Genomic DNA, 12,227 nt, shown 5'->3' with positions numbered 1-12,227 from the left:
GATTAGACCCATGAACCAGACAGAGTGGGACCGCATGATTGGCCAGGAGCTGTACGACCCATTCAATGTCCATGACAACAGCTTTCAGCGGGTCCATGCAGCCCAACGAAAATTCAATGCCTCCGACGATTTACACGACCGCCAGGCTTTCGAAGAATTGAAGCGCTGTTTTGCCCAGGCACCGGATGATATGGTGCTGCTGGCGCCGGTCTATTTCGACCACGGCGACCGCATCCGCTTTGGCCGCCATTTTTTTGCCAATACGGGGCTGACCATCTTGGATGAAAATTACGTTACCTTTGGCGATAATGTCTTTTTAGCCCCTCATGTCAGTATCTACACGGCAGGTCATCCTATTGATGCGGAAGTCCGCAATACCAATCTGGAATACGCCAAACCCGTGACCATCGGTTCCGACGTCTGGGTGGGTGGTAATGTCATCATCAATCCCGGCGTTACTATTGGCGACGACGTCGTTATCGGTTCCGGCTCTGTCGTCACTCATGATATTCCCAGTCATGTCGTGGCAGCCGGGAACCCTTGCCGGGTCATCCGTCCCATTACACAAGCCGATGCAGATTTATGGCATCGTAAGTTATCGGAATACAAAAAATCAATATTACCCCACATAATCCCACAAAAACAACCAAGGAGCAACTCTATGACCGAAAAACAAATCATTGCGAAAAAAATTGACGATTGGTTTGTCGACGAGAGCGGAGCTTTCTTTCTAAACACGATAGAAATGGCCGCCCCAAATCGCGTCCTGTTAGTTTCCATATGCTGAAAGATGGGGTGAACTATTTTGGCGTGGGTGCTATGAAAGAAGTATACCGCCAAATGCAAGAAAACCCGTATGTAGAAATTTGCGGACTCATGGGAAAGGGGAAACTTTTTTTCCGTTATTATGGCAAAGCCGTTTTTGAAAAGGGCGATGAACTATCACAAGAAGCACTGGCCCAACCGGGATATCCTGTTATGAAGAAAATTTATACCCCTGAAAGTGGCAATCGTTTCGCTGTCTTCCATCTAGAAGATGCGACAGCTGAAAAAAGAGCCATGATGTCCGTATTAGAAACATGGAATCTTTGAATTAAGAAAGGAAGTGTCCTTATGGCAACATATGCATTATGGCATCTCTTGCAACAACTGAAATCTGATTATCAATGGGTTGAACTCAGCCATCGGCTGAACAACGACAGCCCGTATTGGTCGGGCATGCCTGAAGGCTCCGTAGAAATCGGGAAAACCGTCTTCGATTGGGGCAATCCCATACTGGAATGTTTGATCCAGACGTTCAAATTTCCCGGGCAATTCGGCACACATATTGATTTCCCCGGCCATTTTGCCAAAGGGACGGCACTGTCAGACGGTTTCGGCGTTCAGCACATGGCGTATCCCTTAGTCATCATCGATGTCAGCGGTAAAGTAGCCAATGACGTCCATTACGCCGTCACCGTTGATGATATCAAGGCCTATGAAGCGGTTTATGGGGATATTCCGGAAGGCGCTTTTGTGGCACTTCGGACGGATTGGTCGAAGCACTGGCCGGATAACGACAAGCTCTGCGGATTCGATGAAGACGGCAATGAAAATGCCCCAGGCTGGTCCCTGGAAGCTTTGAAGTACATCTATGAAATCCGTCACGCCGCTGCCAACGGTCACGAAACCTTTGATACCGATGCTTCTGCCGTGGCGGCTCAGGCGGGGGACCTTATCTGCGAACGCTACGTCCTCAGTCAGGGACACGTTCAGATTGAGCTGTTGGATAATCTCGACAAAGTAGCGCCTGCCGGCGCGATTCTACTGGCTGCCTGGCCTAATATCGAAGGCGCTACCGGACTGCCTGTCCGCGTCGTAGCCATTACACCGAAGTAACTTTTTCAATCTCTGATGTTTTAGACTAAGGGGCTGTGGCACTCACCCTTTGGGCATGATGCCACCGCCTTTGACAGCGTGCGAATATATTTTGCGAGGGGATTTCATATGAAACGTGCTATACTCACTTTAGTATCATTATTAGTTATGTCGGTTTCTACTTCTTTCGCTGCCATTCCTGATTCGGAATTTGCAATTGGCGGCATCACCATTGGCTCCTCTGCGGATTATGTACAATCTATCTATGGGGCGCCGACGCAGATTTCGGATAAAGTCCCCAATGCGGAAGGCGGATATAGTTATAGCTATGCCTATGGGTCCTCGTTTTACATCTTTTTTGATGCCAATACCAATGCCGTGACCGGTATCTTCTCAACGGCCAATAATGGTTTGACTACGCCGGCTGGACTGACCGTAGGGACAGATGCAGCGGCTATTGAACAGACCTACGGAGAACCCTGGAAAAATGACCGCGGGTATATTTCTTATCATGAAGAAGGAAAATGGTTGGTATTCACAACGCGTAACGGAAAGATTACGGAAATTAAGTTGTTCGATTATGTTGTATAAACGTGAGGTCAAACAAACACCCAAATCATTAGTATAGATAAGCTGAGAATTCGTATAAAAGGACCTGCTTGAGAGCAGGTCTTTTTTGGCAATGAGGTCACTATAGAGAATAATATGACCGGGGCCAGCAAGTATGAATCCATATGAGCAGACCGTCAAAGACATCGCAGCGGCTGGAAAACAGGAAATGGCATAAGAAAAAGCGACAGCGGAAAATCCCTGTACTGTTTTTTTTAAACATGGTATAATATAGGCAACTGCTTAGTGATTTTACACATTCTGCCCCGTTGTGATGAAATTGCGGGTTTTGTGATTTTTTGAGAGAAATTTTCACGAAAAATCAAGAAAAAATCAGAAAAATAAAATCCGCCCCGCAAACTGCAAAATCCATGGCGTAGTTATGCCATCCGTAAGGGGTGCCGATAAGAACCATAATCCCCGCAAGGGGACGGAAACTGACAACCGAACACAAGCAGAAGGCAACCTCTGCACCAGATAAGAACCATAATCCCCGCAAGGGGACGGAAACTGGGACACATCGTCCGTAGTCTTGAAGAAACGCAGTTCTAAGATAAGAACCATAATCCCCGCAAGGGGACGGAAACTCACCACGATACGGCGTTTGCCAGGATCTGTATTCCTCGGATAAGAACCATAATCCCCGCAAGGGGACGGAAATTTATATCACATTCAGATAAATTAGCTAGCGAGTGAAGATTCGGAGCAAGTTGTTATTACCTTGATGTAGCAGGCTGTGAAAGTCATCGTGGCGGATTGTAAAACAGAAGATTGCATGAAAAAAAGCCGGTATGGAACATGGGAAAGAATGTTCCATACCGGCTTTTGGTATTATACTGGAAAAAAATATCTTTTAGTCAAGTATAGAGAGATGTTAGAATGGATTCATTTTGTTTCTACTCAAAAAGTTATTGAAGCTGATGTTGCTTAGGCGGATATTCTTTGTTGAGAAAAATTGGAATATGTTATAATAAAGAAAATTGTGTAACATAGAAACGCAGGTGAATGGACAATGGAACGGATTGAAGGAACGGTTACAACGGCAATCTCTTATGCCAAGACAATCGACGAAAAGGCGAAAGAACAGATTCGCCGCATGTGCAGTTATGAGCTGACAAAAGGAAGCAGAGTACGGATTATGCCGGATGTCCACGCTGGGAAAGCCTGTACGATTGGTACAACCATGACGATTACAGACAAGGCTGTACCGAACATCGTCGGTGTGGATATTGGATGTGGTATGTATACGATTAATCTGGGGAACCAGCCGATTGATTTCGCCAGACTGGATGAAGCAGCTCACATTGTGCCTTCTGGGATGAATGTCTGGCCTGAGCAACAGGCTGATTTCGATTTGCAACAGCTGTACTGTTATGATAAGTTGAAAAAATTGTCCTGGATTGCCTGCAGTATCGGCACTCTGGGTGGCGGAAATCATTTTATCGAAGTCGATGAAACCCATGATGGGCAGCATTATCTCGTCATTCATACAGGGAGCCGGAACCTTGGCAAACAGGTAGCGGAAATTTATCAGCATATCGCCATTGAACTGAATGCTCATGGGGAAACACTGGAAGAACGGATTCATCATATTATAGAGGAATACAAAGCGTCAGGACGGCAAAAAGAAATCCAGCAGGCCATCAAGCAGGCGAAAGTTGAGCAATTCCGGAAAAAGATACCGGCTGATCTTTGCTTTGTTTCCGGCAAGTACCTGGAGCAGTATCTGCATGATGTAGCCATTTGCCAGCAGTTTGCCAGATTGAACCGGGAACAGATTGCCAAGGCGCTCCTGGAAAGCGCTGGCCTTCAGCCTGGCGAAGCCTTTCATACCATCCACAACTACATTGACGTAGAGGAGATGATTTTACGAAAAGGGGCCATTGCGGCCCATAAGGGGGAAAAGGTTCTCATCCCCATTAACATGCGTGACGGAAGTATCCTGGCAATCGGCAAGGGAAATGTTGAGTGGAATTATTCGGCTCCGCACGGAGCTGGCCGCATTATGTCCCGTACCCAGGCCATCCAGAAACTGTCCCTCCAAGAATACCAGAAAGAAATGGCGGGAGTGTATACCACATCGGTCAACGAAGGCACTATCGACGAGGCACCCATGGCCTACAAATCTCTGAACGATATTTTAGATGTCATCGGTGACACCGTAGACGTTATCGATGTGATGAAGCCCGTTTACAATTTTAAGGCTGCTGAGGAAAAGCATTTCTAAGCCAGCTGAAAATGCGAATTCCAAGCAATCAGAAATTGTCTTTATTTTCTTGGTACAGAGATGGCAGGATGGCAGCAAGGTTGGTGAATTCTTCAATGTTGTGACGGAACAGCCCTTTAACCGCTGCCAAGGGAATTTGCTGACCTTCCGGTAGGGTTTTTACAATGCGGCCGTCCACTTCTCCGTAGCCAATCCAGAAGCGGGAACAGAACATAATCCCCTTTTTATAGGCATACCATTTATGTGTCATAGCGGCCGCAATCTGGCTCTTGTCGATACCGCATACCAGAGAGGCACATTGAGGGGTTCGGATGAGAGATTCGTCATAGCCGAAATCCTTAGGCCTCATAAAGCAGAGATGAAGTGCTTCCGGTCCCATGCCGGCATCTTCCAGAATATAGTGTTCCACACCCCAGGTTTTCTGGTATACCGGAACCTTAGGATCGCACACATAGGCTACGTTATCCGCCTGGGCAAAATAGTGAGCCTTCGGGTCCCAGATTTTATACCGGAGGTCGCTGCCAACGCTGTGCCATGGGAACCACCAGTCCATCATTTCACTGGTGACGTTGGGCATATAAGTAGCATTGGCGGAAAAACCGGTACCATCTTCACAAATGCCGAATCCGACTTGAACATATCCCTCTGCTTCGTCTTCGCCGGAGAGAAATTTGTTTCTTTCTTCAAAAGGAATGACATGAATCTGGGGTTCTTGGTTCAAAAGGTCTAGCTTTTCCTGAGGAACCGGGGCCATGGGTTTTAGAAAATATTTGAAATAAGGAAGGTTCATTTCTTCCTTCGTAACCGATACCTTGTCACCGCGTTTCAAAATTCTATTCATGTGGATGTTCCTCCTTTTTCATTGGATATACATATTATAACTGCTGATTTTATGGAAATCTAATAAGTATATTGCTCCTATTTATAACCAATGCTTATTACTGATTGATTTTTGTTGCTTTCCCTTGTATACTGAACTTCAAAGGAGGCGCAGCATGAACATCCGTCAGTTACAGTATTTTGCCGCCGTTGCAGGCACGCTGAATTTCACGAAAGCCGCCAGGAAACTGTATGTATCACAAACGGCTGTTACCCAGCAGATACAGGCGCTTGAAAAGGAATTGAATCTGGTACTCTTCAAAAGGAATCATCGGCATGTTGAGCTTACGCCGGAAGGGAAGGCCTTTCTTCCTTCCGTCCGAAGTATCCTCCACGAGCTTCAGGAGGCAGAAGAGCGTTGTCATAATCTCACTACCGGTATTACCGGATTTCTTACTATTGGCATCGTCAAGGATTATGCTGCCGTGGATTTCGTAGATGTGCTCGATAAATTCAACCGACATTATCCCAATATTTCCCTTCGGTTTCTCCGCCTTACGGCAGGTGCTATTCATGAGGCACTCGTTACCGGAAAAATAGATTTTGCCATTAACATAAAATTCGATACAGACTGTTTTCAGGAACTCCGCACTTGGGACCTTTCCACTGCGAAACTTACCGCGGTAGTATCCCGCAACCATCCTCTTGCCTGGAGGGATACCCTTACCCGTGCAGACCTCGATGACGAAGATCTGTTTATCTTGGAGACCCAGGATAATGAGAAAATCGATGAGCATCAGCAGGTTTATCACTCTCTGTTTCCGGATAATACCCACCGTGGAAAATTTCTTTTCATTCCGGATGTGGAAACCATTTTTTTCCTGGCATCATCCAACCAGGGCATAGGCCTTGTAGGGGACTATGTGTCACAGCTTTCCCTTTTTGGCAAGCACGTGAAAAACCTGCCGCTGACGGATATACAGCATCCGCTTACGATTGTGGCGGAGTGGAATGAAACCAATATGAATCCTTCCTTACCCCGGCTGTTGGAAATGGTGAAAGACGGAAATAAAAGACTATAAGGAAACTGCTCTTACGAATTCTTTGATACCCGGATGGGTTCGGGTATCCTGGAGCCATACCAGATTGATGCTGGCTGCCGGCATCCCTTCAACGGGAACGGCAACCAGATCTTTTTCTGTCTGGGCAAATTCTTGGGAAAGGAAGCCGACGGCAGCTCCGGAACGAATGTAAGACAGGATAGTGAAGACCTGGCTGGTCTGATGAAGAATCTGGGGAATCGTCTGGGCCTGGGCAAAAAGCTTGCGGATATACCGGGTCTGGCCGAATCCATCGGGAAACATCACTAGGGGTACGCCGGCTAATTCCGGGAACGTGATGGAAGCTTTCTGGGCCAGGGGATTATCTGGGGTGGTAAACAGTTCTAGACGGCTCTTTTTAATGACCTTGCAGTGGTATGGTGCCAGAGGCAGATGATTGGTGACACAGAGAATCAGGTCCAGCTCCTGCCGGTCCAGCAGGTCGTATAGCACGCTCGCAGTGTCTTCCACGGTGCGGATCTGGACATTGGGATGAGTTTCTAAAAATCTGCTATGGAGCTGGAGAAAAATGGTGTTGCCGCACATGGGGACCACGCCAATCCGCAGAATCTGACAGCCAGTTTTCAAAGAGGTTCCTAATTTTTCCAGCTCTTCGCTTTCCTTCAGCCAGCGCTGACAGCCTTCCCAGAGTTTCCGTCCTTCCGGGGTCAGTGAGATGGTACTGTGCTGCCGTGCAAACAGGGCCACCCCGCAGTCCTGTTCTAGTTCTTTGATGGCCTTGGAAACCGCAGGCTGAGAGATATGCAGTTTTTCGGCTGCCCGGGAAAAGGAGCCCCGCCGGCAGACGGCGGCAAAGGTGGGGATAAGAGTTAAACGCATGGATTTCACCTTCCTATAACTTTTAGTTAGTTGAACTAACACATTGGTATTTCACAAAGTTATCTAAATAGAGTATAACAAGAGTATCAGGAAAAAGAAAGGTGAGATACCCATGAAAAAAGGTTACGAATTGATGAATGATCCATTTTTGAATAAAGGCTCAGCATTTACGGAAGAAGAACGGAAACAATACGGACTGGAAGGCATCCTGCCTCCGGCTATTCAGACACTGGAAGAACAGATGGCACAGGCCTACGGCAACGTCCAATCCAGGGAAACGGTCAGCGCCAAACGCCATTATCTTATGAACCTGTTCAGTCGGAACCGGACCCTGTTTTACGCCTTGTTCCAGCAGCATGTAAAAGAATTCATGCCCATTGTGTACGACCCGGGGATTGCAGAAAGCATCCGGAATTACAGTGAATTTTTCGTCACTCCGCAGAATGCCGTATTTCTGTCCATCGACCGGCAGGAACAGATGGAACAGGCCCTGATAAACGGAGCCGGGGACCGGACGATCCGGCTGATTGTGGTCACCGACGGGGAAGCCATCCTGGGTATCGGGGACTGGGGCGCTAACGGGGTCAGCATTTCCACAGGCAAATTGATGGTTTATACGGCGGCAGCCGGCATCAATCCTTCCCAGGTACTGCCGGTGGTATTGGATGCCGGAACCAATCGGCAGAGCCTGCTGGAAGATTCCTTATACCTCGGGGAGCATCATAACCGGGTGAAAGGGAAGCGATATCTGGCATTTGTGGACCGGTTCGTGGAAACGGCTGAAAGACTTTTCCCAGGACTGTATCTCCACTTTGAGGATTTTGGCCGGGATCATGCGGCCTGCCTGCTGGACAGATACAAAGAACGGTATCCGGTGTTCAATGATGATATTGAAGGCACTGGCATTATTACCCTGGCCGGCATCCTGGGAGGTCTGGCTATTTCTGGAGAAAAGCTCTGTGACCAGAAATACCTGTGTTTCGGGGCCGGGACTGCAGGATGTGGTATTGTAAAACGAATCTGTGGGGAAATGGTGGAACAAGGACTTTCCCTTCAGGAAGCCCGGCAGCGGTTCTATCTAGTGGACAAACAGGGGCTGCTGTTTGCGGATATGCCCAATCTGACTCCAGAACAGCGGTTGTTCGCCCGCCGGCGGGATGAATTTGCTCCGGGAGAAGATTTGACTACCCTGGCCAAAGTTGTGGCTGCCATCCATCCGACCATTTTAGTGGGGACGTCCACCTGCGCAGGTGCTTTTACAGAATCCATTGTCAAAGATATGGCATCCCATTGCAGCCGGCCCATGATTTTCCCCCTGAGCAATCCTACGGAACTGGCAGAAGCCAAAGCCGCTGACCTGATCCGCTGGACGGAAGGACGGGCCCTGGTGGCTACGGGAATCCCTTCGGATTCAGTAGCATACAAGGGAGTTTCCTACGATATCGGCCAGGCCAATAATGCTCTGATTTATCCGGGGCTGGGGCTGGGCGTCATTGCCAGCAAGGCCCGTCTCCTGACTGATGGAATGATTTCCGCTGCCGCCCATTCTCTGGTAGGCCTGGTGAATCCGGCCCGGAGAGGTGCTGCCGTCCTGCCGCCCGTTTCCCAGCTGCGGGATTTCTCCGAAATAGTAGCAGCTGCAGTGGCCCAGGAAGCCCGAAAAGAAAACTTGAACCAGCAATCCTTCCAGGATCCCCGCATCCTGGTAAAAGCGAACAAGTGGGAAGCAATTTATTTATAGGAAAAATCAAGCTTTATAAGGGACGCTATTACAAAAATTAATTCCCGCAAAGGGCAGAAACGGAATATTGTAATAGCTATTACAATATTCTTTTATGAGTAAGGTGCCTCGTCGCCAATATAGTTGAACCATAAACTATATTGACGACGAGGGATAAAGAAATGAAGTAATGACATGAAATTCTATCATCAGGAGCGAAGCCCAAACGGTCAGTATATATAAGTAATAAAGCTATCGTAGCGAATGGAAGACAGAAGCTGGCATAAGAACGGTGGTAGGGGGGAATTCTCTGCACTATTTTAAAAAATATGGTATAATATAAACAACTTATTAGAAATTTTAACCATTCTGCCCCGTTGTGATGAAATTGCTGGTTTTGCGATTTTTTGATAGAATTTTTCACAGAAAACTAAGAAAAAATCAGAAAAATAAAATCCGCCCCGCAAACCGTAAAATTCATGGCGTAGTTATGCCATCCGTAAGGGGTGCTGATAAGAACCATAATCCCCGTAAGGGGACGAAACGCAAGGCCCCCACTTCATCTGAAGTGGGGGGTATATTTTACAATCTGTTTTAGTTATATATGCTGCTTCGACAATTTCTAAAGCTAGATTACACAAGGCCTGGACGAAGCACCTTGATTTTTACGGTTTGGGCCTGTAAGGGTTTCAGATGACTATAATCGTTCTGTTTGACATTACGTTTTACCTATCGAAGATATTGGGGGATTGGTGAAAACATATCTCTGTATTTTAAAACCAATAAAAATAGTTATGTATAACCATTTTACAAAGTTTATTATAAATGATATAATGTGTTTGTAATCAAAATATTGATTGCAACATACCACTTCATATAGTTACCCTAAGGAGGTTCTTAATATGGCGGGATATGAAAAAGCTTATATGTTTGGTCATGCGACTTATGACGGTGTTAAAGAAATTATGATGGAACTGTGGCAGGGTACTTCTAGTCGTATGTGGCTAGAACCGGCGACAGGCTTCAGAGGCAGAGCCATCAAGGTCAAGACTATGGTCCCTGAAAAGCCGAATGATCCCGATATGCTGCTGAATGCAGCCATGGCCTTTTGCCCACAAACATTTAAGGCAGTACCGGAATATCGAAAAATGTACCAGAAACTGAAACCGGATTTGTTTCTGGATTTCAATGCCCATATAGGGGTTCCGGAAGAATGGGCGCAGGTCCGCGAACTGGTTCGGCCCATCTTCGAAAAGATGACTATTTACAGTGCTGATATCAAGCCTTTACAGGGCGTATCAGGCTGGTATCGGTAGAAAGAGGCGCGTATGCAATCAAAAATCTATCGACGGGTCACAAAATCGTTGGCCCAGAACATGAATAAGAAAGTGGACAGCGTAGACGAGCTGGCATTTTTTGCCCTCGTCTATTGGCTTCGCCAGTGTGACCAGTCCATTGATAAACTGACTTCTTTATTGGAATCTGATTCCTGGGATAAACCTGTCCGGGCATTTTTGAACCAGATAGTTCAAAGTCATATGGATTTGATTTTTGAAACGGCAGCAACCATCAGTGATGAAGAATTACAGCGTATTATTCAGTCATTATCCGTATCTCGAGGAGTATCCACGGCGAAAACAGACATACCAACAAGCTTGGCAGCATTGGCTATGCAGCTATTACACATACAGCCCGGGGACACCATAGCCGACCTTTGTTCAGGACTTGGGTCATTTTCTTTGGCTGCTTGCCGCCAGTACCCGAAAATTTCTTGTATTGCTATCGAAAAGGATAAAAAATTGCACATCGGGGCTGCGATTCAGGCAACTCTGACGCGTGAACCGGTGACCGCGGTGTTCGGCGATGTATTTGATGCCATGGTATTACGGGCCCATTCACCAGTCAATAAAGTATTTTGTCATATTCCTAAGCGATGCCGTTATGGGGATTTGGAAACCTGGGTTCAATCTTATCCGGAACTAAGCCCTCTGTTCTTCAATGAAAAGCGGAATGTAACAGGAGAATGGGTATTCGCAGCGGTAGCTAAAACACTATATGCACCACAAGGCCGGGTCGTACTGCTCATGGAAGGAACCAGTATCAGCAAGAATCTTGACCGACATATGCGACAGAAATTCCTTCAACAAGGCTGGATTGAAACGATTATTGCCTTGCCAGAACGATTGATGCCGGGACATACGGCTTCATACATGGTTGTGTTGAGTAACGGGAATGAAAAGGTACATATGGTGGATGCAACGGCTTTTTTTGAACAGATATGCCGAAAATCCGTGCTGACCAGTGAAAACGTTCAACAAATTATGGAGTGTGTCGATAAAGATACGAATAAAAGCTGTACCTTGTCAAGGATGCAATTGGCCGGGAACCAATATATCCTCGATCCCAAGCAATACTTGACAGAGTTCGATGAACGTCTCAAAGGGGCAGAAACGTTGAATAATCTGTGTACGATTATACGGGGATATGTGACAAAATCGGAAATATTTCAAGACTTTATTAGCGACGAGGCGACAGCCTATCAATATTTTCGTGTCCAAGATATGGAAAATGGAACCATCCGTCAGGATTTACCGTATCTGAAAGCCTTACCTCGTGGCGGTGAGAAATCTTGTATCCAATCTGGCGATGTTCTGCTATCCAAACTGATGCCTTTCAAATCAGCCATTGCCGAAAACGTGGGTTCACAAAAAATACTGGCTACAGAAAATATATATATCCTGCGCTGCCGTCACACAGCTATTGAACCAGTATATCTGCTGTTATATCTGCAAAGCAAACTGGGAATACAGGAACTTTCATACTGGTCCAAAGGGGGGCAGGTACAGAGTCTCTCCATTCAGAATTTGAAGAAGGTCCGCATCCCAGTCATGGCTGAGGAACGACAAAAAGAAATCGCAGAACAGTACCAAAAGCTCCAACAGAAACGGATAGAAGCAGAAAATAAACTGAAGAAGATTCAAAAAGAAATTCAAGATTTAGTGGAATAATGAGAATCATAGAAAGATACAAGCACAAAAAATGGATGCCTCCTGTA

12 protein-coding genes are annotated in these 12,227 nt (G+C 46.6%); 10 read left to right on the top strand and 2 right to left on the bottom strand.

Translation table 11 applies throughout. The features are described 5' to 3' along the window. Positions 1-10 precede the first annotated feature (10 nt). The 6 genes from ACE418_RS04625 to ACE418_RS04600 all read left to right on the top strand — a co-directional run bounded on the left by ACE418_RS04625 (position 11) and on the right by ACE418_RS04600 (position 4,693). Positions 11-787 (top strand): sugar O-acetyltransferase, encoded by a 777-nt coding sequence (locus tag ACE418_RS04625; protein WP_416449516.1) that lies wholly within the window; start codon positions 11-13, stop codon positions 785-787. Between the two features lie 32 nt (positions 788-819). Next, on the top strand, positions 820-1,092 hold the full coding sequence (locus ACE418_RS04620) for a hypothetical protein (RefSeq protein WP_458575128.1): 273 nt from the start codon (positions 820-822) through the stop codon (positions 1,090-1,092). Positions 1,093-1,113: 21 nt separating this feature from the next. Further along, a complete protein-coding gene (locus ACE418_RS04615; RefSeq protein WP_416449514.1) occupies positions 1,114-1,878 on the top strand; it encodes a cyclase family protein in 765 nt (254 codons plus the stop codon). Positions 1,879-2,025: 147 nt separating this feature from the next. Further along, complete coding sequence (locus ACE418_RS04610; RefSeq protein ID WP_416449513.1) at positions 2,026-2,448, top strand: hypothetical protein; 423 nt, start codon at positions 2,026-2,028, stop codon at positions 2,446-2,448. 754 nt (positions 2,449-3,202) lie between these two features. Beyond that, positions 3,203-3,397 carry a hypothetical protein gene (locus ACE418_RS04605; RefSeq protein WP_416449512.1) on the top strand — a complete coding sequence of 65 codons (195 nt, stop codon included), beginning with the start codon at positions 3,203-3,205 and terminating at the stop codon, positions 3,395-3,397. An 81-nt stretch (positions 3,398-3,478) separates the two neighbouring features. Beyond that, positions 3,479-4,693 (top strand): RtcB family protein, encoded by a 1,215-nt coding sequence (locus ACE418_RS04600; RefSeq protein ID WP_416449511.1) that lies wholly within the window; start codon positions 3,479-3,481, stop codon positions 4,691-4,693. A gap of 28 nt (positions 4,694-4,721) precedes the next feature. Here ACE418_RS04600 and ACE418_RS04595 read toward each other — a convergent pair whose 3' ends face one another. Continuing rightward, positions 4,722-5,534 (bottom strand): DAPG hydrolase family protein, encoded by an 813-nt coding sequence (locus ACE418_RS04595; protein WP_416449510.1) that lies wholly within the window; start codon positions 5,532-5,534, stop codon positions 4,722-4,724. A 154-nt stretch (positions 5,535-5,688) separates the two neighbouring features. On the opposite strand from ACE418_RS04595, the gene ACE418_RS04590 reads away from it, so the two are divergent. Then, on the top strand, positions 5,689-6,594 hold the full coding sequence (locus tag ACE418_RS04590; RefSeq protein WP_416449509.1) for a LysR family transcriptional regulator: 906 nt from the start codon (positions 5,689-5,691) through the stop codon (positions 6,592-6,594). Here ACE418_RS04590 and ACE418_RS04585 read toward each other — a convergent pair. After that, positions 6,589-7,452, bottom strand: a complete 864-nt coding sequence (locus tag ACE418_RS04585) for a LysR family transcriptional regulator (RefSeq protein WP_416449508.1) — start codon at positions 7,450-7,452, stop codon at positions 6,589-6,591. The two genes, ACE418_RS04590 and ACE418_RS04585, sit on opposite strands and share 6 nt — an antisense overlap. A gap of 112 nt (positions 7,453-7,564) precedes the next feature. Here ACE418_RS04585 and ACE418_RS04580 point away from each other — a divergent pair, with 112 nt between their 5' ends. From ACE418_RS04580 to ACE418_RS04570, 3 genes are all read left to right on the top strand, one after another. Next, a complete protein-coding gene (locus ACE418_RS04580; RefSeq protein WP_416449507.1) occupies positions 7,565-9,193 on the top strand; it encodes a malolactic enzyme in 1,629 nt (542 codons plus the stop codon). Between the two features lie 881 nt (positions 9,194-10,074). Beyond that, the gene (locus tag ACE418_RS04575) at positions 10,075-10,488 is read left to right on the top strand and encodes a hypothetical protein (protein ID WP_416449506.1); all 414 of its coding nucleotides are present in this window, start codon (positions 10,075-10,077) and stop codon (positions 10,486-10,488) included. Between the two features lie 12 nt (positions 10,489-10,500). Continuing rightward, entirely contained in the window at positions 10,501-12,180 is a 1,680-nt protein-coding gene (locus tag ACE418_RS04570) for an N-6 DNA methylase (RefSeq protein ID WP_416449505.1), read from the top strand. Positions 12,181-12,227: the final 47 nt, after the last annotated feature.

It is taken from the genome of Megasphaera jansseni, from assembly GCF_047974155.1.
In the GTDB taxonomy this organism is placed as follows: Bacteria; Bacillota; Negativicutes; order Veillonellales; family Megasphaeraceae; genus Megasphaera.
The sequence above is the reverse complement of the archived record's forward strand: the minus strand, read 5'-3'. Positions and strand labels throughout refer to the sequence as shown.